This window comes from Thalassotalea litorea (genome assembly GCF_005843925.1).
Taxonomy (GTDB): Bacteria; Pseudomonadota; Gammaproteobacteria; order Enterobacterales; family Alteromonadaceae; genus Thalassotalea_A; species Thalassotalea_A litorea_A.
In genome coordinates, this window is the sequence record NZ_VCBC01000008.1 from 202,240 (window position 1) to 224,832 (window position 22,593).

The 22,593-nt window shown below is 45.6% G+C and carries 21 protein-coding genes; 10 read left to right on the forward strand and 11 right to left on the reverse strand.

What is annotated here, in order from left to right; translation table 11 throughout:
* Positions 1 to 154 precede the first annotated feature (154 nt).
* The 3 genes from FE810_RS09770 to FE810_RS09780 are packed head-to-tail and all read left to right on the forward strand — an operon-like array spanning position 155 to position 2,307.
* A complete protein-coding gene (locus tag FE810_RS09770; protein WP_138319865.1) occupies positions 155 to 703 on the forward strand; it encodes an RNA polymerase sigma factor in 549 nt (182 codons plus the stop codon).
* The gene (locus tag FE810_RS09775) at positions 696 to 1,382 is read left to right on the forward strand and encodes an anti-sigma factor family protein (RefSeq protein WP_138319866.1); all 687 of its coding nucleotides are present in this window, start codon (positions 696 to 698) and stop codon (positions 1,380 to 1,382) included. The genes FE810_RS09770 and FE810_RS09775 overlap by 8 nt, the downstream gene beginning before the upstream one ends.
* Before the next feature lies 1 nt (position 1,383).
* Complete coding sequence (locus FE810_RS09780; protein ID WP_138319867.1) at positions 1,384 to 2,307, forward strand: hypothetical protein; 924 nt, start codon at positions 1,384 to 1,386, stop codon at positions 2,305 to 2,307.
* Positions 2,308 to 2,737: 430 nt separating this feature from the next.
* Here FE810_RS09780 and FE810_RS09785 read toward each other — a convergent pair whose 3' ends face one another.
* The 5 genes from FE810_RS09785 to katG form a co-directional block, all read right to left on the reverse strand.
* Positions 2,738 to 3,052: a hypothetical protein gene (locus FE810_RS09785; RefSeq protein WP_138319868.1), complete on the reverse strand. Its 315-nt coding sequence runs from the start codon at positions 3,050 to 3,052 to the stop codon at positions 2,738 to 2,740.
* Position 3,053: 1 nt separating this feature from the next.
* Positions 3,054 to 3,425 carry a hypothetical protein gene (locus FE810_RS09790; RefSeq protein WP_138319869.1) on the reverse strand — a complete coding sequence of 124 codons (372 nt, stop codon included), beginning with the start codon at positions 3,423 to 3,425 and terminating at the stop codon, positions 3,054 to 3,056.
* A gap of 115 nt (positions 3,426 to 3,540) precedes the next feature.
* Positions 3,541 to 3,891, reverse strand: coding sequence for an outer membrane protein assembly factor BamE (locus FE810_RS09795; protein WP_138319870.1), 351 nt, complete (start codon positions 3,889 to 3,891; stop codon positions 3,541 to 3,543).
* Positions 3,892 to 4,106: 215 nt separating this feature from the next.
* Positions 4,107 to 5,771 (reverse strand): DNA repair protein RecN, encoded by a 1,665-nt coding sequence (recN, locus tag FE810_RS09800; RefSeq protein ID WP_138319871.1) that lies wholly within the window; start codon positions 5,769 to 5,771, stop codon positions 4,107 to 4,109.
* 256 nt (positions 5,772 to 6,027) lie between these two features.
* Complete coding sequence (katG, locus tag FE810_RS09805) at positions 6,028 to 8,232, reverse strand: catalase/peroxidase HPI (protein ID WP_138319872.1); 2,205 nt, start codon at positions 8,230 to 8,232, stop codon at positions 6,028 to 6,030.
* A 162-nt stretch (positions 8,233 to 8,394) separates the two neighbouring features.
* Between katG and FE810_RS09810 the strand changes: the two genes are divergently transcribed.
* On the forward strand, positions 8,395 to 8,799 hold the full coding sequence (locus tag FE810_RS09810) for a VanZ family protein (protein ID WP_138319873.1): 405 nt from the start codon (positions 8,395 to 8,397) through the stop codon (positions 8,797 to 8,799).
* A gap of 164 nt (positions 8,800 to 8,963) precedes the next feature.
* On the opposite strand, the gene FE810_RS09815 is transcribed toward FE810_RS09810, so the two are convergent.
* The 6 genes from FE810_RS09815 to FE810_RS09840 all read right to left on the reverse strand — a co-directional run bounded on the left by FE810_RS09815 (position 8,964) and on the right by FE810_RS09840 (position 16,160).
* On the reverse strand, positions 8,964 to 9,878 hold the full coding sequence (locus FE810_RS09815; protein ID WP_138319874.1) for a hydroxymethylglutaryl-CoA lyase: 915 nt from the start codon (positions 9,876 to 9,878) through the stop codon (positions 8,964 to 8,966).
* Between the two features lie 11 nt (positions 9,879 to 9,889).
* Positions 9,890 to 11,905 (reverse strand): acetyl/propionyl/methylcrotonyl-CoA carboxylase subunit alpha, encoded by a 2,016-nt coding sequence (locus FE810_RS09820; RefSeq protein WP_138319875.1) that lies wholly within the window; start codon positions 11,903 to 11,905, stop codon positions 9,890 to 9,892.
* Between the two features lie 9 nt (positions 11,906 to 11,914).
* On the reverse strand, positions 11,915 to 12,724 hold the full coding sequence (locus FE810_RS09825; RefSeq protein ID WP_138319876.1) for an enoyl-CoA hydratase/isomerase family protein: 810 nt from the start codon (positions 12,722 to 12,724) through the stop codon (positions 11,915 to 11,917).
* A gap of 180 nt (positions 12,725 to 12,904) precedes the next feature.
* On the reverse strand, positions 12,905 to 14,512 hold the full coding sequence (locus tag FE810_RS09830) for a carboxyl transferase domain-containing protein (RefSeq protein WP_138319877.1): 1,608 nt from the start codon (positions 14,510 to 14,512) through the stop codon (positions 12,905 to 12,907).
* Between the two features lie 35 nt (positions 14,513 to 14,547).
* Positions 14,548 to 15,717, reverse strand: coding sequence for an isovaleryl-CoA dehydrogenase (locus tag FE810_RS09835; RefSeq protein WP_138319878.1), 1,170 nt, complete (start codon positions 15,715 to 15,717; stop codon positions 14,548 to 14,550).
* Positions 15,714 to 16,160 (reverse strand): MerR family transcriptional regulator, encoded by a 447-nt coding sequence (locus FE810_RS09840; protein ID WP_138319879.1) that lies wholly within the window; start codon positions 16,158 to 16,160, stop codon positions 15,714 to 15,716. Before FE810_RS09840 ends, FE810_RS09835 begins: the two co-directional genes overlap by 4 nt.
* A 300-nt stretch (positions 16,161 to 16,460) precedes the next feature.
* Here FE810_RS09840 and FE810_RS09845 point away from each other — a divergent pair, with 300 nt between their 5' ends.
* The 6 genes from FE810_RS09845 (at position 16,461) to FE810_RS09870 (ending at position 22,488) form a co-directional block, all read left to right on the forward strand.
* Positions 16,461 to 17,645 carry a thiolase family protein gene (locus FE810_RS09845; protein ID WP_138319880.1) on the forward strand — a complete coding sequence of 395 codons (1,185 nt, stop codon included), beginning with the start codon at positions 16,461 to 16,463 and terminating at the stop codon, positions 17,643 to 17,645.
* 104 nt (positions 17,646 to 17,749) lie between these two features.
* Positions 17,750 to 18,907, forward strand: a complete 1,158-nt coding sequence (locus FE810_RS09850; RefSeq protein ID WP_138319881.1) for an acyl-CoA dehydrogenase family protein — start codon at positions 17,750 to 17,752, stop codon at positions 18,905 to 18,907.
* Entirely contained in the window at positions 18,904 to 20,043 is a 1,140-nt protein-coding gene (locus FE810_RS09855; protein WP_138319882.1) for an enoyl-CoA hydratase/isomerase family protein, read from the forward strand. Before FE810_RS09850 ends, FE810_RS09855 begins: the two co-directional genes overlap by 4 nt.
* The gene (gene mmsB, locus FE810_RS09860) at positions 20,033 to 21,028 is read left to right on the forward strand and encodes a 3-hydroxyisobutyrate dehydrogenase (RefSeq protein ID WP_281278329.1); all 996 of its coding nucleotides are present in this window, start codon (positions 20,033 to 20,035) and stop codon (positions 21,026 to 21,028) included. The genes FE810_RS09855 and mmsB overlap by 11 nt, the downstream gene beginning before the upstream one ends.
* Entirely contained in the window at positions 21,025 to 21,786 is a 762-nt protein-coding gene (locus tag FE810_RS09865; protein WP_138319884.1) for an SDR family oxidoreductase, read from the forward strand. The genes mmsB and FE810_RS09865 overlap by 4 nt, the downstream gene beginning before the upstream one ends.
* A gap of 162 nt (positions 21,787 to 21,948) precedes the next feature.
* Positions 21,949 to 22,488, forward strand: a complete 540-nt coding sequence (locus tag FE810_RS09870) for a D-glycero-alpha-D-manno-heptose-1,7-bisphosphate 7-phosphatase (RefSeq protein WP_138319885.1) — start codon at positions 21,949 to 21,951, stop codon at positions 22,486 to 22,488.
* Positions 22,489 to 22,593 lie beyond the last annotated feature (105 nt).

A 22,593-nucleotide genomic window follows, 5' to 3' on the forward strand; every position in this document is an offset into this window, starting at 1 on the left:
GCTAAAATTTTCGATGGATTAATGATCCATTGTTATTTCCAATCATTATTCAAATCTGCTTCAATAAAAATTGAAATAAATTCAAACTATTTTCGCCTCCGTTACGACTATAAAGGGAAAATATCCGGTAAAACCAGTAAACAGGGAACTTTTTGTGTTTGAGAGAAGCGATGAAACACTGATTAAACAAGCACTAAAAGGCAAGAAAAACGCCTGGGTGCAATTGGTCAGACGCTATGAAAAGAGTATCTACAACTATGCGTTACGCATGGTCGGGCACCCGGATGACGCGATGGATCTAATGCAAGAGATTTTTATTGCGGTGTTTCGCAACCTAGGCAGTTTTCGTGGCGATGCCAAATTTAAAAATTGGCTGTATCGTATCGCCCACTATCGGTGTATTGAGTTCTATCGTCGCAAACGCCCCAACCAATCATTGGATGATGCTCCTGGAGAATATGAAGCTGAAATTGAACAGCAACCAGAGCAGCAATTGCATCAAAGTCAGCAGGCATTAGCACTGGCTAACGCAATGCGGATATTGCCAGTAAATCAGAGAACCGTCGTCGAGCTCAAATTTTTTCAGCACTTTACCTTCGACGAAATTGCCCATCAGCTGGGGATTTCTAGCAACACCGTAAAATCTCGTTTGTATAGCGCATTAGATAAATTAAAGAATGAATTGGAGATTGATTATGTCTGAGAAGGAACAATTATTTCAGGCCTGGCTCGATGGCACATTGAGCGAGCAACAAAGTCAGCGACTCGAAGAGTTGGCGATGGAGGATGAGTCTCTCAAAGGTCACTTAGCAACCGCCAGACATATAGAGCAGCAGGTTCATGGCTATGAAGAGCAAACGCCGCCAAACTGGGACCCGAGTGCCATGATGGCAGAGACGAAAACTCCTTGGTGGCAGTGGTCAGGACTTTCAATAACGTCTATGGCTTGCTCTTGTTTTGCCATTGCATTGGTGTTGTTTAATGTGCAAATCACCTCACAACAGGATGGTTTTGCCATTACCTTTGGCGCCGCTAACCCCAACAATTCAGATCAAAAAATTGAGGCTTTATTCGATCAACGTCTGCAACAATTTGCCGCGGAGCAGGAAATTGTCTTGGCCAACTATGTCTCAGATTTTAAAGATCAACAGCAGGCCAATAATCTTCAACTTGCGGGGTATCTATTAACCGCGACTCGGCAAGAGCGTCAGGAAGACATGTCGCATTTTGTTCAGTATGTAAATGAGCAGCGCAGTGAGGATGTATTGGATAATAAACTCAAATATCAACGGTTGGAATATGCGTTACAGGCCCAGGCATTAAAACAAGATGTCGGTCAGCAGCAATTTCAGCAAACAAATTTCAACGAAGAGGATGAATAAAATGAATAAGTTAAAAAAAGCGGTACTGCCTCTGGCGTTGTCTGTGATCAGTGCGATAGCCTGCAACACCGTAAACGCAAACGAAAACGAATACCAAAGCCTGAGTAAGCAAATCGACATTATGGAAGACATCTTCACCAGCGCGATTAAAAACAGTGGTGACAGTAAATCCATTGGGCTTATGGGCATTGAGTCGATGTATTTGGCAAATCAAGGGGTCGTATTCACCGTAAAATCACAACGCAATTATAAGTTTTCAGGGTTTACGGTGCCGATGCCAGTCGTACCGGTTGCGCCATTAGCGCCCGCAGGATTTGAAGACAGCGAGTTGTTTGGAGAAGATTTACAAGACGTGATTGATGAAGCGATGGAAGAAGCCGCTGTGGCGATGGAAATGGCTCAGGATCATATGCGAGCGGATGTTGAGCGCCAACGTCAGCTCAGAGAATTAGAGCGAGAGTTAGCCTACGAGTTGCGTGACATTGAGCGTGAAAATCGCGATTTGGCCTATAAAAAACGGACTATTGATAAAGATGAATTAAAAGAGATTGAACAGGAGACGGCAAAGCTTGAGCAACGTAAAAAGCGGGTACTGGAGCAGAAACAGGATTTATCGAAGCGTGCCAATGCGTTAAAGGCTGAGCAAGAAAAAGAAGTTGCCAAACAACGTCAACAACAACAGGCGTATTTTAATAGTCTAGAAGCAAACCTAAGCGAAGTTTTATGTACTTATGGTGGCGGACTAAAATCGTTACCCGGTGATGAACATGTGTCGTTAATCATTAAGGATGCGGCGGTAACCAAAGCGAGTCGTGGTAATCGCGATCGGGTACTGGTATTTTCTAAGTCTGACATCAAGAAATGCTTAACCGAGTCAATTGATGCCAAAACACTTTTGGAAACGGCGACTCGCTATCAAATATAACGTCTGTTTAAGTGAATTTGGACCATTAATATGTGCGGGTATTGAATTACCCGCAAGTTGAAGCGATAAACGAAAAACGCCACTCCGAGCACACAATCAAAGGTTGTTCCTGGCACGCGAGTCCAACGTCGCTTCGAGTACGCTGATGTCATCAGCTCCGAGGACACACTGTTTCGAGGGAAAAGAACAACCACTATGAGTCATTCCCTGACACTACAGGGAATCTATCACCACCGGTATAGAAAACCATCATCCTGGCCTCAGAGCCGGGTCTATCCAAAGACATGGCGGGATGACACTCATGAATCAAGGCAGTGACATATTCAGACACCGCATTAAAACAAAGGCCAGTCTAGAGACTGGCCTTTTGTCATTCCGTTGCATCGAAATTTTACGCGTATTTAGTACTTTATTATTCGGTACTCAGGTATCAATTGAGAATTTCTACGATTTCTCGCGAAGCTTCGATTAAACGAATTAACTTGCCGTCAATTCTTACCGTAACGATACCTCGGGTATCCATAGGAACGATGATATCGCGGTGGCGATACACGTCGCGACTAAGGATTTCACCGGGTATCAGCTTTTTCTGCCAACCTGGTGGCAAACCTTTACCTTGCTTGACTTTCTTTTCAAGGCCCTTAGGTAAGGTATTATCAGATTTGTCATTTTTCGCGTGTGCACTGCTGACTATCGTACAAACAACCGTAGCCAAAACCAGATTTAAAGGATTTATTTTTATCATGTTAACTTTCCTGTGACTGTTGGTTGGATGCCATTATTTTATTTAATGTAATGCCGAGTAAACCTTTACCTTGTTGCAAGGTGTTTTCATTGACGATTTTCCACACTTGCTCTTCTTTGCCGATTCGAAATACTAAGTATTTATCGCCACCACGTTCGCGCACACTGACTTCGTCGTAATAGGTGCGTTTTCCTTCTTTTTCGATGAAGTCTTCACCAATAATGATATTAGGTACCTGAATGGCATCGGCAAAGGCATTAACAAATTCATTGTTGGATGCACTTTTGATTTGGTATTCACCTTCATAACCATGCCCACAACCCCATAACATAGCGCAGGTTACAATGCAGGTTAGCAATTGCTTTAGTTTCATTTCTTAGATCCTGACGGTTAAGTTTATTGTTCATCTACAGCACAGGTAACTGTGCAGATGCAGTTTTATTTGGGGGGCAAATTGACCGGTATCCAGACAGGATACCGGTTAAAAATTATTGAATCGGTGTGTAAAAGCTCTCTGGTAATTCAAAATCACCTTCTGCGTTCGTCAGAGTATCGTTCTCAAACGTCAACACCAGTTTCTTTTGCGAGTTAAAGGCTTCATTTCGACCAGATTTAAAGTCGTATACGTAATACCAGTTATTGTCGTTAAACGCATCAACGACAACTGGATTTCCGAGCACAAATTTTACTTGCTCTTTGGTCATGCCGACCTGCAGCTTGTCAATTTGCTTTTGCTCAATATAGTTCCCCTGGGGAACATCAATTCGATATACACAACCTGAGGCAAACGTGGTGGCCAATCCTAGCAAAATGCTAAGCGATAAAGCACGAGATCTCATTAATTATTATTCCTTAACGACTGCAGCCTTACTTCTATACCATTCAGTGTCTCGCAAAGTGTTTATCATCTGCGACGATATGGTATTACTGCCATGGATAATAACTAAGGGACAGTGCAGATTAAAGGCTTTTTACGAATTTTTTAGCGATTTATCCCGATAAAACAAATTCGGACACGAGTCAGACTTACTTATCGGGATTTTTATATGACCTTTTAACTGGCTAAAAGTTCTTTAGCGTTGGCAATCGCATTGTCGGTAATTTCATCCCCAGCCAGCAACCGTGCGATTTCTCGCTCACGCGCGTCTTGTTGGAGCAGGTTGACAGAGGTTTGGGTGTGTTTGCCATCGGTCAACTTGGCGACAAACAATTGTTGGCGTCCTTTACTTGCTACTTGTGGTAGGTGAGTTACACAAATGACCTGGGTATTGTTACCGAGCTGTTGTAACTTCTGACCAACTTTCGCTGCGGTAGGGCCACTAATTCCCACATCTACCTCATCGAATATTAAAGTTGGCGTGATGATTTTTTCCGCCAGGATCACTTGGATCGCCAAACTTATTCGTGACAATTCACCACCGGACGCGACTTTGTGCAATGCTTCTAATGGCTGGCCTGGGTTCATACTGACTAAAAATTCAATGTCATCGAATCCATGGGCTGACAATTGCTCTGGGTGTGCATCACTGAGGTGCACACTAAACTGCGCATCAGGCATGCTTAGCTCGCGCATTGATTCAGTAATTAATTTTGCTAATTTCTTCGCCGATTTTGCTCGACTATTCCGAAGTTTTGTTGCCACTTGCTGGTATTGAGCCTTAATTTCGTCAAGTTCATCATGCAAGTGCTGATGCCTTTCTTCATCACCACTTAACTGACTGAGTTGGCTATGCAGTTTTTGATGGAAAGCAAACAAATTTTCAGGGTTTACCTGATGTTTTCGCGCTAATGTGATTGCCGTCGAGTAACGCTCTTCAATGATGTTAAATGCTTCGGGATCAATATCGATGCGTTGTTGGTAATAATTCAAATCTGAACACGCTTCCTGGATTTGAATACTGGCGTCAACAAGCATGCTGGTAATCGCTTCAGCCCCTTTGTCTAAGGAGGATAGTTGTTGCATGTCATCAATGATCTTTTGCAACTGGGCGCTGATCGAATATTCATTCTCGTCACCAAGCTGATTCAAACACTGACCTGATAGCAGTAATAATTGTTGGGCATTGGCGTGACGTTTAAAATCGGTTTCTAGTTGTGAAAATTCGCCTTCCTGCAGTGAAAATTCATCAAGTTCTTTAACCTGATACTGCAATAATTGTTGTTGAGCCTGGCGTTGTTGTTGGCTTTTCAGTAGTGCCGTCAATTCATTGTTTTTATTACGCCATTGTTTTTGAAAGAACTTTAACTCATCCAGTAAACCTTGGTGCTGTGCATAATCATCCAGTAACTGGCGTTGCTCTGTGGTTTTCAACAATAACTGATGGTCGTGCTGTCCGTGGATGTTAATCAACCACTGTCCGAGAATTTTTAATTGTGCAAGGGGAACAGGGGTGCCATTAATATAGGCTTTGGAACGTCCTTCGCTGTTGATTAAACGGCGAATTATGCATTCGTTATCTTCATTGAGTTCCTGTTGCGTTAACCATTGCTGAGCCTTTTTGTTATGACTCACATCAAAGCTGGCAATTAACTCGGCTTTGTCACTACCGGGTCGAACGACAGATGTCGTCGCTCGCTCACCCAGGCATAAACCTAAGGCATCAATAGCGATTGATTTACCGGCACCGGTTTCTCCAGTAATTGTGGTCATTCCCTGACGCCAGTCTATTTCTACATGACTGACAATCGCGAAATTACGGATACTAAGATTGGTTAACATAACAAACGTCCTGTATGAGATACTGTTTATTTGTACAGTAAATTAACAGTGTTTAAAAAATGATGCAAGAAAAATAAATTTGCGCGGCGAATACTAAGGGCTGTGACTAATTGTGATGGTCTTTGCAGTGAATTTTGGGGGTGTTAGGACGCCTGCCGTCGCTTAATGACAGTGCACTGGCGCCAAGGCGGGCAAATTCTTTAGTGAATTTACCCGCTATTGCTATGTCGTTTTATGCAGTATTTTGACTTTACACTTACATTAAATCAAACCGATCGAGGTTCATTACTTTGACCCAGGCGTCAATAAAGTCGTTCAAGAATTTGTCGGTTGCGTCATTCGATGCATAGACTTCACAAAGTGCTCTGAGTTCGGAATTAGAACCAAAAATCAAATCGACTCTCGAGGCTTGCCATTTGTGGTTACCGTTACTACGTGCAACCCCTTCAAACAGAATCCCGCCATTTTTTGGGGTCCATTGAATGTCCATATCTAAAAGGTTGACAAAAAAGTCATTGGTCAATGTTCCTGGGGTGTTTGTGAGAACGCCAATGTCGGAGTTATCACAGGTAATGCCAAGACTGCGCAAGCCACCGATAAGCACGGTCATTTGTGGCGCACTAAGCGTTAACAGTTGGGCTTTATCAAGCAACAACTCCTCGGCAATACCCGCATGCTCGGCTTGACAAAAATTGCGAAACCCATCCGCTTTGCCTTCCAATGCGTGAAAGGAATCCGCATCGGTTTGTGAAGCGGTAGCATCAGTACGACCGGCACTAAATGGTACTTCAATGGGCTTGCCGGCAGCGCGCGCCGCTTGTTCAATACCCAGGTTACCGGCCAGCACAATGAGATCGGCAATGGATACCTGTTTTGCGGCATTGTCATCATTAAAACTTTGTTGGATTTGCTCTAAAACGCTCAGTACTTTCGCAAGTTGCTTGGGTTGATTCATGAGCCAATCTTTTTGTGGTGCAAGACGGACCCTGGCACCGTTGGCGCCGCCGCGTTTGTCTGAGTCTCGATAGGTCGATGCAGATGACCAGGCGGTATAAACCATTTCCGCTACAGATAAACCACTGTCAGCGATTTGCTGTTTTAGCTCGGAAAACTCTTGTGCGTCGGGCTGTTGAAATTCCGACGTAGGGACGGGATCTTGCCAAATCAGATCTTCTTGAGGCACATCAGGACCCAAGTATCTCACCTTAGGTCCCATATCGCGGTGGGTAAGCTTAAACCAGGCTCGAGCAAAGGCGTCGGCAAATTGTTCAGGATTTTCGTGAAAGCGTTTTGATATAGGTCCATAAATCGGATCCATGCGCATAGCCATATCCGCCGTGGTCATTATGGTGGTGACTTTTTTTGTACCGTCCTGTGCCATGGGCGCCAGATGTTCGTCAGCGGGATTAATCGGTACCCATTGCCAGGCGCCTGCGGGACTTTTTACCAGATCCCATTCGTAGCCAAATAGTATGTCGAAATAGCCATTATCCCAAGTCGTGGGGGTCGCCGTCCAAGCACCTTCGATGCCACTGGTAATGGTATCATCGCCATGACCGTCTCCAAATTCATTGATCCAGCCAAGCCCCATGTTTTCGATGTTCGCAGCTTCTGGTTCAGGACCTACGTTCGCCGCATCACCAGCGCCATGGCATTTGCCAAATGTATGACCTCCGGCAACTAAGGCAACAGTTTCTTCATCGTCCATTGCCATGCGAGCAAAGGTTTCACGAATATCTTTGCCGGAAGCGAGTATGGTTGGCTCGCCATTTGGACCTTCTGGATTTACATAGATTAGTCCCATTTCAACCGCTGCTAAGGGGTTGTCCAGGTCGCGCTCTCCGGCATATCGTTTGCTGGTCAGCCATTCGGTTTCTGCGCCCCAGTAAATGTCTTCTTCAGGGTGCCAGATATCCTCTCTACCACCACCAAAACCAAAGGTTTTAAAGCCCATTGATTCGAGGGCACAATTTCCTGCGAGTACCAATAAATCGGCCCAGGACAATTTATGGCCATATTTTTTTTTGACTGGCCACAATAAGCGTCTCGCTTTATCGAGGTTGCCATTATCGGGCCAGCTATTTAACGGTGCAAAACGCTGTGCGCCGGTTCCTGCACCGCCGCGTCCGTCTCCGATCCGATAGGTTCCGGCAGCGTGCCATGCCATACGAATGAAAAATGGACCATAATGGCCATAGTCAGCGGGCCACCAATCTTTCGAATCCGTCATTAACGCTTCGAGATCATGTTTAACCTGATTCAGATCGAGCTGGGAAAATTGTTCTGCATAGGAGTAGTCGTCAGACATAGGGTTTGACGTTGCGTCGTGTTGACGAAGAATTTTAAGATTTAGCTGATTTGGCCACCAATCCATGTTGCCTGTACCCATGCCACTTTGGCGCGTGTTGCTGCCATGGATAAATGGACATTTTCCTGAAGAGTTACTGTTTGATGTCGTCATCAGATTCTCCGATAATTAGGTTATTTGAGACTTGATAAAACTATAGTTGTTTTTATTTTAGTTGGGGGGCTGAAAATTGCGCCAAAGAGAAACGTAATTAACATTGAAAATTTGCTTGAGGCCAGTCACAATATTAGCCAGTATAATGATTTCGGAACGACGATGACCCAGTTGTTAATACTGATCAGATCCTACTGGGTTGTATTGACCCTACTACTTTTGGCGATTATCTGCTTTTTATCCTTATATCCGCTTGCTGCTTTGCCGCCATTTCCCGGCACGGATAAAACCCATCATTTTATCGCGTACTTTGCCTTAGTGATGCCTATGGGACTAAGAAAACCAAGCTACTGGCCGGTGGTTATTTTGTTGTTCATCTTGGTTGGTGGTGGTATCGAGTTAATTCAGCCGTTCGTTAATCGTTATGGTGAGTGGCTCGATCTGACTGCGAACGTGTCCGGTGTGGTGTGTGGGTTTATTTTCGCGCAAATGATCAATCGAATATTTCCTGATAGTGCGTTGCAAAAATTAGAGTGCGTTAAACCGCGATCGGCGGAACGTGAATAGTTTAGTCTAAGGCGTCAATATTGTACGGTAAGTTGTGGTGATGTCGTTTGGGGATTGCCTGCCGAGCAATAGAAGAAAGAAGACAGGCGTTACCCTTATGATTGCAGCGCTTGTTTTTGTCTGTGTATTTGTTTGTGTGTTTGTCTTTGCGCTGTTCTAAAAGCTTATTTGGCTCGCATGGCATTGGATACTTTCGATATGGCCGGCCGTTCAAGTTTATCGCTGATAAACCATCCCGCTTTCAGCAATAGATCGAAATTAATGCCGTGGTCAATACCCAGCCCATCAAGTAAATACACCACATCTTCCGTTGCGACATTGCCTGACGCTCCTTTTGCATAAGGGCATCCTCCAAGGCCAGCCACTGAACTGTCGATAACTGAAATTCCCATATTGAGTGCGGTGTAGATATTGGCCAATGCCTGACCATAAGTGTCATGAAAATGCACCGCGAGCTTATCCATCGGAATATACTTATTCACGGCGACGAGCATCTCCTGAACTTTGTGGGGCGTACCGACTCCGATAGTGTCACCTAACGATATCTCATAACATCCCATCGCAAATAATGCTCTGGCAACTTCTGCGACCTTTTCTGGGGCAATATCACCTTCATATGGGCAACCCAATACGCAGGAGACATAACCGCGTATTTTGAGATCATGTTGCTTGGCAAGTTCGACGACATCATGAAATCGTTCGAGAGATTCGTCGATTGAACAATTGATGTTTTTTTGACTAAAGCTCTGTGATGCGGCGCCAAAAATCGCCACCTCATCGGCACCTGCAGCGATGGCAGCCTGTAGTCCTTGCAAGTTAGGCGTCAACGCGGCATAGGTGACTTTGGGATTACGGCGGATCTGTGCAAAAACATCACTGGACGTTGCCATCTGTGGCACCCACTTAGGCGATACAAAGCTGCCGGTTTCGATATAGGACAAACCGGCATCTGTCAGTCGATCAACAAGTTCAACTTTGGTGCTTGCATCAATGGCCACGGATTCATTTTGCAGACCATCTCTTGGACCGACTTCCACCAGCTTTACCTGTGTGGGTAACCTAGGGTTTGCTTTAATCATAATTGCCTTACTTATTTGTTGTCAAATGCCAGTAGCGGTGAGCCACCATCGACCATATCACCATTGTGGTAATAAAACTCAATGACTTTGCCGTCGGATGGGGCAACAATCGTATGTTCCATTTTCATCGCTTCCATGATCATCAATGCCTGGCCCTTGGTCACAGTTTCATCAATGTCGACTAACGTGGCGATTAAGGTACCATTCATCGGAGCCTGTAATCCGTTGTCGCTGGAATCGTCATTGGCATCATTATAATCGTTCATGACCTGGGTACAGGTCAGCGCACCTTGCTCACCTAACTGGTCAAAAAATAGCGTAAACGATAAACCTTGATCGGCAACAACGAGTTGTCGGCGATGACCATTAACCGTGATCAGCAGGCGATCATCAAGTAATTGCCCTTGCACGTCATAGGTCTGCGCCTGACATTTAACCAGATAATATTGTTGGTCGCCTTCGCGCCGCTCTTCAACTTCCACTTCAAAACTTTGCGATTGGATGTTGAGCAAGATTCGGTGTAGGTTCTTTTCATTGGCTCGCCATGCGTTGTTGTTGTGCCAAGGGGAGTAGGGATCATTGGTACTGCTGAGCAATTGATTGCAACGTTTTTGTTTTAGCAATACGTAAGTCGCAGCAAATGGTAATAACGCGTCTATTTCACCAACGTGTTCGTTAAACAAATGGCTTTGGTGTGTATCGATAAAACTGGTATCCACATCCGCCTGGGCAAATGCCGGATTACTGGCTACATTGTAAAGAAAGTCAATATTGGTGGTAACGCCCTGAATTTGGTAATGCTTTAATGCCTGACGTAATCTCGCCAGCGCTTTGTCGCGATCTTCGTCCCAGACAATGAGCTTGGCAATCATCGGGTCGTAATAAACGCTGACTTCATCACCTTGACGGACGCCGGTGTCGACTCGAACATGATCATTTTCGGCGGGCGCTTTCAAAAAATTTAACGTTCCTGTCGCCGGTAAAAAGTCCTGTTTTGGATCTTCGGCGTAAATCCGAGCTTCAAATGCGTGGCCGTTAATGCGTAATGCATTTTGTTTTACCGGTAATGCTTCTCCGGCGGCAACTCGTAACTGCCATTCAACCAGATCTTGGCCGGTGATCATTTCCGTTACCGGGTGTTCAACCTGTAATCGGGTATTCATTTCCATAAAGTAAAATGAACCATCACGCTCATAGAGAAACTCAACGGTACCCGCACCGCGATAACCAATAGCTTTGGCCGCTGCGATTGCCGCTTGGCCCATTTTCTCACGGACCGCTTCACTCAATCCAGGAGCTGGCGCTTCTTCGATAACTTTTTGATGGCGGCGTTGTACTGAGCAATCCCGCTCAAACAGATACACGGCATTATCAAAATCATCACAGAACACCTGGATCTCAATATGGCGAGGTTGGGTCAGATATTTTTCGACCAACATAATGTCGTCATTAAATGCGGCCAGAGATTCGCGCTTTGCCGCCGCCAGAGCGTTGGAAAACTCTTCTTCGTGCCACACCTGACGCATGCCTTTACCGCCACCACCTGCGGCAGCTTTTAGAAGCACAGGGTAGCCCATGGCATCGGCATGTTGTTTGATTAAGTCTTCACTCTGATCGTCACCATGATAGCCTGGCACTAATGGCACATTGGCCTTTTCCATGATGGCTTTGGCCGCCGACTTAGAGCCCATGGCTTCTATTGCCGCAACCGGAGGTCCGATAAAGGCGATATTATGGCTCTGACACAAACGGCAGAACTCGGCGTTTTCCGATAAGAAACCATAACCAGGGTGGATCGCCTGTGCATTGGTTTTAATGGCCGCATCAATCACTTTTTGTGGTTGTAGGTAACTGTCTTTGGCGGGAGCCGCGCCAATGTAAATCGCTTCATCAGCAAGGGTTACGTGCATTGCCTGGCGATCAGCATCGGAATACACCGCGACCGTTTTTATGCCCATTTTACGGGCTGTCGCGATCACTCGACATGCGATTTCGCCACGATTGGCGATGAGTATTTTGTTAAACATAATGATTCATTATTCCTTATCGCGTAACCAACTGGCCGGTCGTTTATTGAAAAAGGCCTGTAAGCCTTCCTGACCTTCATCGCTTACCCGAACCTGAGCAATTCGCTCGCTGGTTTGTGCGAGCACAGAGTCATTGATTTCCTGGTGCTGAAAATCGAGCACCAGAGATTTAGCCTGACGCACGGCATCCGGACCATTACTAAGTATCTGATTGGCGCGGTTCAAGACGCTTGCAGTCAAGGTGTCCAGTTCAACAATTTCATCAATTAAGCCAAGCCTTGTCGCTTCGTTTGCATTAAAACGTTCTGCGGTTTGGAAATATCTACGACAGGCGCGAGGTCCTATGGCTTGTATCACGTATGGACTAATGGTGGCGGGAATAAGCCCAAGCTTGACTTCCGATAAACAAAAGCTGGCATTGTCGCTGGCAATCGCCATGTCACAACAGCTGATCAGACCAACGGCGCCGCCAAAGGCCGCTCCCTGTACTTTGGCAATCGTTGCCTGGGGGAGGGTGTTTAATTGATACAGCATGGTCGCCAGTGCCATAGCGTCCTGCTGATTTTGTTCGAAACTATAATCAGCCATACGCTGCATCCAGGACAAATCTGCCCCGGCTGAAAAGTGTTTACCCTGTGCTGATAAAATCAAGACACGCAGGTCTTGATCATTGGCTATCTGGGCAAACACTTCGCTCATCGCGAGGATGACGGAATCGTCGAACGCGTTAAACTTTTCCGGGTTATTTAAACTGACTTCGATAATCGCTTCGTTAGGGTAGGTAACGGTTAGCAACGGGCTCGTACTCAAAATTGTCATAATGTTGTTCTCCCAATACCAATTACGAACGGTAAGTGGTCGATTCCTGAACGGGCGATGTTAAGTTGGCGACGGCTGACTTGTTCGTCTTTCCAATTTATTGTTAAACATGGAATGTGTAAGTTTTCAATTTTCATTTTCATTTATCGCCTAATGATCACGCATAAATTGTCATGGCGATCACATTCTGAATATGCCGAAGCGGCTGTCATTGATTTTTGCATTGAGGGAACTTGAAATGGCTAAGCCCAACACCTGACGAGTGTCCGCCGGATCGATAACCCCGTCATCCCACAAGCGTGCCGAGGCAAAATATGGATGCCCCTGTTTTTCATACTCATCGATAATGGGCTGTTTAAACGCTTGTTCTTCCTGCTCGCTCCATTGCTCATCACGTTTTTGTTTTTGATCGCGTTTTACCTGTGCCAAAACGCCAGCGGCTTGTTCGCCCCCCATTACCGAGATACGGGCATTGGGCCACATAAACATAAAGCGCGGATCGTAGGCACGGCCACACATACCATAATTTCCGGCGCCAAAACTACCTCCAATCAGCACCGTAAACTTCGGAACCTGAGCACAGGCGACTGCGGTGACCATTTTCGCCCCGTGTTTGGCGATACCACCAGATTCGTATTGTTTACCAACCATAAAACCGGTGATGTTTTGTAAAAACACCAGAGGAATTTTCCGTTGCGCACATAGCTCGATAAAGTGCGCGCCTTTCTGTGCGGATTCCGCAAACAAAATACCGTTGTTAGCCACAATACCGACGGGATACCCATGAATATGCGCAAAACCACACACCAACGTGGTGCCATACAAGGCTTTAAATTCATCAAAATTACTGCCATCAACAACACGAGCAATGATTTCGCGGACATCATAGGGCTGTCTGGTATCCTTCGGGATCACCCCGTAAATTTCTTTACCGTCGTATAACGGTTCACTTGGTGCTTTAATACTCAATTGCCCGGCTTTGACTCGGTTTAGATTCCCTACAGCCTGTCGTACTAGCTGTAACGCATGTTGGTCATTCTGGGCAAAGTGATCGGCAACCCCAGAGGTTCGACAATGGACATCGGCACCTCCTAACTCTTCGGCAGAAACGACCTCTCCGGTTGCTGCTTTCACTAAGGGGGGGCCGGCGAGAAAAATTGTCCCTTGTTCTTTCACAATAATGGACTCATCCGCCATCGCTGGTACATAGGCACCACCGGCGGTACATGAGCCCATCACCGCCGCTATCTGAGGAATATTTTTGGCCGACATATTGGCTTGATTAAAGAAGATCCGACCGAAGTGCTCTTTATCGGGAAACACTTCATCTTGATTGGGCAAATTGGCGCCGCCAGAGTCCACCAGATAAATGCAGGGTAGGTTATTCTCTTCGGCAATCGTTTGTGCTCGCAGATGTTTCTTAACGGTCAGCGGGTAGTAAGTACCACCTTTCACTGTGGCGTCATTGGCAATTATCACGCACTCCTGACCGTTTACCCTTCCAATCCCGGTAATGATGCCGGCGGCAGGGACATAATCGTCATACACGTTAAAAGCCGCCAGTTGCGAAAACTCCAGAAATGGAGAACCCGGATCGAGCAATTGATAAACCCGATCTCTGGGTAACAATTTGCCACGAGCTAAATGTCGCTGCTGGTATTTTTCACCACCACCCTGTTTGATTTTCTCCAGAGTCAGAGTTAAATCATCCACCTGTTCCTGCATATGAGCCAGGTTTGCAGCGAACTCTTCGCTGCGAGTATTGATTTTGCTGTGTAGTTTCGCCACGATAATTCCTTACTAGATACCGGTTTAGTAACGGCTTATTTAGATTCGGTAAATAATTCTCGACCGATTAACATACGGCGAATTTCAGAGGTACCGGCACCAATTTCATAAAGCTTGGCATCACGCAATAAACGGCCGGTAGGGAATTCATTGATGTAACCATTGCCCCCCAGGATTTGAATCGCATCCAGTGACATTTTTGTGGCGAGCTCGGCGGCATACAATATGGCACCGGCGGCGTCTTTTCGCGTGGTCTCACCGCGATCACAGGCATGTGCAACCATATATACATAAGCTCTGGCAGCATTCATTTGTGTGTACATATCAGCCACTTTACCCTGGATCAGCTGAAACTCACCGATGGACTGGCCAAATTGCTTGCGGTCATGGATGTAAGGAACAACGTTATCCATACAGGCCGACATGATCCCTAAAGGACCTGCAGACAGCACGACACGCTCATAATCCAGGCCGCTCATTAATACCGCGACACCTTTATTTAATTCACCGAGAATATTCTCTTCGGGGACTTCACAATCTTCGAATACTAACTCACAGGTATTTGAGCCGCGCATGCCTAATTTATCGAGTTTTTGATGTCGGCTGAAACCTGGGTAATCTCGCTCCACGATAAACGCCGTGATGCCTTTTGAGCCAGCATGGATATCGGTTTTGGCATAAATAATAAATGTGTGGGCATCCGGGCCATTGGTGATCCACATTTTATTGCCATTTAATACGTATTTATCGCCCTTTTTCTCAGCACGAATTTTCATACTGACCACATCGGAACCGGCATTGGGTTCACTCATAGCCAAAGCGCCGACATGCTCGCCAGAGCAAAGTTTTGGCAAATATTTCATTTTTTGTTCGTGGCTGCCATTGCGATTAATCTGGTTTACGCAAAGATTTGAATGAGCACCGTAACTTAATCCAACCGATGCGGACGCTCGACTGATTTCTTCCATTGCGACTACGTGTTCAATATATCCAAGACCACTGCCACCATATTGTTCATCAACAGTCATGCCTAAAAGGCCCATATCGCCAAACTTGCGCCACAAGTCATTAGGAAATTCATTGTCGATATCGATTTGCTCTGCACGTGGCGCAATTTCATCACGGGCAAATGCATTGACCTGATCGCGGATCATTTCCACGGTTTCGCCAAGATTAAAGTTTAGAGAAGAGAAACGGGAGATCATAATGCTGCCTTATTGGTTGTATTTGCTGTTGAGGTTGCGGTGGCTTGTTCGGAAAGCTCAAGGCGAGCCTGTTTACAGCGTTGTTCTAATGTCGATAATTCCATTAACACAACTTTGATATCATCAAGTTGTTGATGTAGCGCAGATTTCTTATCTGTTATTAACGTCATAATGGTGTCGAGTTGATTTGTGCTGGTTTTATCAGCATCGTAAAGATTAAACAGGCGCCCGGTTTCCGCCAGGGAAAAGCCCAGACGTTTGCCACGCAATATCAGTTTGAGACGAACCCGATCACGGCGATTATAAATTCGAGTTTGTCCTCGCCGTTGCGGGCATAACAGTCCCTGATCTTCATAAAATCGAATGCTCCGGGTAGTCACATCAAATTCTCTGGCGAGATCACTGATACTGAATGTCGCTTGTTTGTTGTTTCCTTCACTCATACTGAATATTCAATAAACCTTTTTCAATAACTTAGGTGAAGTTTACGTAAAGGTAAAGCTGTTTTTGGCATTGCGCCAATTTTAACGCCGGCGATCCTGTAAATAAATTCGCACAGCCGCGATTTTATTGTGCTTTATAGACCTATAGGACTATAGAAATCGCATTGTGTGATGGCGTATCGTGGCGAATGGCAATAAATAATTACGCTTGAGTAATTTTACTTGAAAAGTTTACCTTGGCGTAAACTTTGAAATTGCGTTAATCTTGAAATCAGAAATAAAAATGGAAATGAAAGCACTATGTCTAGCAACGAATCTATTGTAATTGTCGCCGCTGCCCGTACGCCTATGGGTGGTTTTATGGGGAGCCTGAGTGCCGTGCCGGCTGTAAAACTCGGCGCCGCCGCTATTCGCGCTGCACTCACGAAAGCCGATATCGCCAATGATCAGGTCGATGAAGTCTTGATGGGTTGCGTGTTAACTGCTGGGATGAAGCAAGCACCCGCTCGTCAGGCTGCGTTATATGCAGACATTGATATGTCGACACCTTGTACAACCGTGTCGAAGGTGTGTGGCTCTGGTATGAAAGCGGTAATGCAGGGTGTCGATTCATTACGCCTTGGCGATAACCGTGTGGTCGTTGCTGGTGGCATGGAAAGTATGTCAAACGCGCCTTACTTGCTGCCAAAAGCTCGTCAAGGAATGCGAATGGGTCATGCGCAAACCTTAGATCATATGATGTTCGATGGTCTTGAAAACGCTTACGATGGTGTGGCAATGGGATGTTTTGCCCAAGATACGGCCGATGAAAAGAATTTCAGTCGCGAACAAATGGATGAGTTTGCGTTAGAGTCATTAAAGCGTGCCAATAATGCAATTGTATCTGGTGCATTTCACAATGAAGTAACGCCAGTCACGTTTACTGAGCGTCGAAAAGACGTCACGGTAGACGTTGACGAACAACCGGGTAACGCGCGTCCGGAAAAAATTCCTTCGTTACGTCCCGCATTTAAAAAAGACGGTACCGTGACAGCGGCTAATTCCAGTTCCATTTCTGATGGCGCTGCCGCGCTGGTTATGATGACTGAAAGCGAAGCGCGAGCGCGAGGTTTAACACCTTTGTGTAAAGTTGTGGGCCATAGTTCTCATGCGCAAACGCCTGAAACATTTACGGCCGCCCCCGTTGGCGCGATCACCAAATTGTTGGAAAACATCAACTGGTCAGTTGCCGATGTCGACTTATTTGAAATCAATGAAGCCTTTGCCATGGTTACTATGTTGGCCATGGACGAATTGCAGCTCGATCACGCAAAGGTGAACATTCATGGTGGTGCCTGTGCTTTGGGTCATCCAATTGGTGCCAGCGGTGCTCGTATTCTGGTGACGTTGATTCATGCATTAAAAAACAAAGGTCTGAAAAAAGGTCTGGCAAGCCTTTGTATTGGTGGCGGAGAAGCAACAGCCGTAGCCATCGAAATGCTTTAATATCAAGATTAGGTGAGCCGCAATTGTTGCGGCTTTTTTTTCGACAGTAAAAATAACAATCATTGCAATGGTGTCGAAAATAGATTTGGGGAAGATGAAAACCGATGAATTTTAATTTATCCGAAGAACAGCAAATGTTTGCTGATATGGCAAAGCAGTTTGCCATGGCGGAAATGGCTCCGCTTGCGGCCAAGTGGGATGCAGAGCATATATTTCCAAAAGATGTCATTCAAAAAGCTGGCGAGTTGGGGTTTTGCGGTCTCTATACACCAGAAGATAAAGGCGGCATGGGATTAAGTCGGCTTGATTCTTCGTTGATTTTTGAACAATTATCCATGGGGTGTACAGCAACAACCGCGATGTTAACGATTCACAATATGGCAACCTGGATGATTGCTTCTTGGGGCACGCAAAGCGTCTGTGAGCGCTGGTGCGAAGGGTTGGTCAGTGGTCAATTGCTGGCGTCATACTGTTTGACAGAACCCGGTGCGGGATCTGATGCTGCATCGTTAACGACTAGCGCCAGACGAGATGGCGATGATTACGTTATTAACGGTTCAAAAATGTTTATCTCAGGAGCGGGGGAAACCGACGTCCTTGTGGCGATGGTGAGAACCGGCGGCGAAGGTGCGAAAGGGATTTCGGCGGTTGTGATCCCCGCGGATAATGACGGTGTCATTTATGGAAAAGCAGAAGAAAAGCTTGGCTGGAATGCACAACCGACGCGATTAATCACCTTTGAAGATGTCCGTATCCCCGTTACCAACTTGCTTGGTGAAGAAGGGCAGGGCTTTGCCATTGCGATGAAAGGGCTCGATGGTGGCCGCATCAATATTGCCACCTGCTCAATTGGTACTGCGCAACAGGCCTTAAATACCGCGACCGAATATATGAAAGAACGCAAGCAATTTGGCAAAGCGATTGCTTCGTTTCAAGGGCTACAATTTAAACTAGCCGATATGGCAACACAGCTGGTCGCCGCAAGACAAATGGTGCGTTTAGCGGCGTTTAAGTTGGACAGTAATGACAGTGAAAAGACCGCGTATTGTGCCATGGCCAAGCAATTTGCGACTGACATCGGATTTGCCGTGTGTGATGCTGCTTTACAGATCCACGGCGGCTACGGCTATATTAAAGAGTACCCATTAGAACGCCACTTTCGAGATGTGCGAGTCCATCAAATTTTAGAAGGTACCAATGAAATTATGCGCCTGATTGTGTCGCGTCGTATCTTAGCCGAAGGTGCGGGAGAAATCCTATGACCGAAGTGGTGTTATTTGAAGAAATTAGAGCGATTCACGGGAAAAAGATTGGTGTCGCCACATTAAACTCACCAAAGTCTCTCAATGCCCTTAGCCATGATATGGTTCATCAGTTATTACCGAAACTTCTACAGTGGCAGAAAAATCCTGATATCGCGATGGTGTTATTGCAAGGCAGTGGTGAAAAAGCGTTCTGCGCCGGCGGGGATATTGTCCACCTCTATAAAGGCATGCAGCAAGGTGATAGTGGCGAAGGCTCTGCTAGTCAGTATTTCACCGATGAATATCAATTAGATTATTTGATACATGCCTATAACAAACCCTTTTTGGTTTGGGGGGCTGGTATTGTTATGGGTGGCGGCCTCGGCTTAATGGCCGGCGCAAGTCATCGAGTCGTAACCGAATCCTCGCGGATTGCGATGCCGGAAATCAGTATTGGTCTGTTCCCCGATGTTGGCGGCAGTTATTTCTTAAACCATATGCCTAAAGGCTGTGGGCTATTTTTAGGATTAACCGGTGCGAGTGTTAATGCCGCGGATGCTTTGCATGTCGGTTTGGCAGATCACTTCCTCACCAATCAGCAACAGAAGGTTCTTATCGAACAGCTCATGGATGTTCATTGGGGAGATACGATCTCTCTCAATCATGAGAAACTAACTAAGGTATTATCGGCGCTAAGTGGCGACGTTAAATCGTCGATGCCCCATTCGAATATCGTCAAGCATCAGTTGCTGATTGAATCGATCACCAGTCATTCCGCATTGCCAGACATCGCACAGGCAATCCTAGCCATAGAAAACGATGATAAGTGGCTACAACGAGCACAGAAAACGTTTAAAAGTGGTAGCCCGTTAAGCGCACAGATTATTTACAGACAACTAAAAACGAGCCAGCCATATTCTCTTTCTGATTGTTTTCGTTTTGAGCTGAGCCTGGCCTCTAAATGCGCAGAATTTGGTGAATTTAAAGAAGGGGTAAGAGCCTTACTTATCGAAAAAGACAATCAGCCGAAATGGAAGTATACCAATATTGAGAGCGTTGATGAGCAAGTGTTGGATTGGTTTTTTGAGTCCAAATGGCAGAGTACTGAACATCCCTTAGCAAATTTAGGCTTACGACCTATGGCTGCGAGCTAATCTTTGTGTTCCATTAAAAAATAAAAATAAAAATAAAAATAAAAATGACAAAGACTGTAGTGCAACAAAAAGACAACAAGAGGAAATTGAAATGACGGCGATTGCGTTTATCGGCTTAGGAAACATGGGGGGGCCAATGGCCGCCAATTTATTGAAAGCTGGCCATCAGGTTAATGTTTTCGATTTAAGTCAGGAAGCATTGAGTGTATTAGCACAACAAGGGGCGACTGCTTGTCAAAGTGCTCAACAATGTGTAACAAATGCCGACGTAGTGGTGACTATGTTACCTGCAGGAAAGCATGTTGAATTTTGCTACCTGTCCCAAAAAGGCATTATTCATACGATGAAACCCGGCGCGCTGGCGATTGATTCATCCACAATCGATAAAGCAACTGCGGTAAAAGTCGCCACAGCATTGAAAGAAAAAGGCATTGAATTTGTCGATGCACCAGTATCAGGCGGTGTTGCCGGCGCGGCTGCTGGCACCTTAAGTTTTATGGTGGGTGGCAGTGAACAAGAATTTGGTCGCGCCAGACCCGTATTAGAAGCGATGGGAAAAAATATCTTCCATGCCGGTGGCCATGGTGCCGGTCAGGTTGCAAAGGTCTGTAATAATATGTTGCTTTCGATATTGATGGCGGGCACGGCGGAAGCACTGCAGTTAGGGATCAACAATGATCTCGATCCGAAAGTATTATCAGAGATTATGCTGAAAAGCTCAGGCCGCAACTGGACTTTAGAATTATATAATCCCTGTCCTGGTGTACAGGAAAATGTTCCATCCAGTAATGACTATCAGGGCGGCTTTATGGTGGACTTGATGGCAAAAGATTTAGGACTAGCCATGGATTGTGCATTACAAAGCCAATCAACAACCCCGATGGGCGCATTATCCCGTAATCTATTTTCGCTCCATGCGAATCAGGGCAATGGCACACTGGATTTTTCCAGTATTTTTAAGATGTATGAAAAGGAAGGTAAATGAATTTATCCGGTAAAGTAATTGTTATCACTGGCGCGGCTGGTGGTTTAGGTAGCGCCATGGCCAAAGATTTTGCCGAGCATGGCGCTCGTCTGGCGCTGATAGACATGTCGAAAGATGCGCTATTGACGGTAATCGCCGAACTGGAATCCATAGGCGCAGAAGCAAAGGCTTATGGTGCGAATGTTACCGATGAAGCCGATGTGGAAAATACCTTCGCAAAAATCGCTGAAGATTTTAATGGTATTGATGGTCTCGTTAATAACGCGGGTATCCTTCGTGACGGAATGTTCGTGAAAGCGAAAAATGGTGAAGTAACGGGAAAAATGTCGTTAGAGCAATTTCAATCCGTTATCGATGTAAACCTTACGGGGGTTTTTCTCTGTGGTCGCGAAGCTTCGGTACAAATGATAAAGCATAAGCGCTCCGGGGTGATTATTAATATGTCTTCTATCGCGCGTCAGGGGAATATGGGACAAACTAACTACGCGGCATCAAAAGCTGGGGTTGTTGCGATGACGGTTACTTGGGCGAGAGAATTAGGTCGTCATGGTATTCGTGTCGGCGCTATTGCTCCAGGTGTGATTAAAACTGCGATGACCGATGCAATGAAACCTGAGATGCGTGAACGTCTTGAGAAAATGAAACCCGTCGGTCGCTTAGGGCATGCTCAAGAAATTGCGCATACGGCCCGTTATATATTCGAGAACGATTTCTTTACCGGTCGTGTTGTTGAAATCGATGGTGGCCTTGCTATGTAATTGGTTGCTGGGAAAGCATATGCCCGCCTGGCGACCCGTTGTAAGGGTTTTCTTACGATAGTTTTCCTGCGATATGGTATAGTGCGCGTTTGACGGGCTGGCTTTCCTTTCGATTCTTTCCTTTATAAAGCAAAGCCTATATAAGCAAGCAGAACGTATTCAATGACCAAAGCATTATTTCTTGATCGGGACGGTATTATCAATATCGATCACGGTTATGTTTCGAAAATCGAATTATTCGATTTCATCCCAGGTATTTTTGAACTGTGTCATTTAGCACAGCAAAAAGGCTATTTATTGATCGTTGTCACCAATCAATCAGGTATTGGTCGTGGTAAATATAGTGAGCAAGAATTTCATCAACTAACGCAATGGATGACAGACCGATTCGCAGAACATCAGGTGATCATTAATGATGTTAAGTATTGTCCCCATCACCCTACGAGTGCAAAACCACCTTATCTGAAAGATTGCCAATGTCGTAAGCCTGGCCCGGGTATGATCCTGGATGCAGCAGCCGATCATAAAATCGACTTATCTCAAAGTATATTTCTTGGTGATAAACCTTCGGATATGGAATCCGCGATGGCTGCTAATGTGCCGACTCGCTTATTTCTTTGTGGGAATTACCCTGATGATGACGCTGTCGATGCGTTTCGCATTAAAACACTGGCGGACGTTGCAGAGTATTTACACAGTTAAGTTAACAAAAAGTTAGCGCTGTGGGATTTTTGAGCAAACAAACATTGTTTTGCGATTTTTATTGAATTAGGTGTTGACGCAGCGCTGAAAATCCCTAAAATGCGC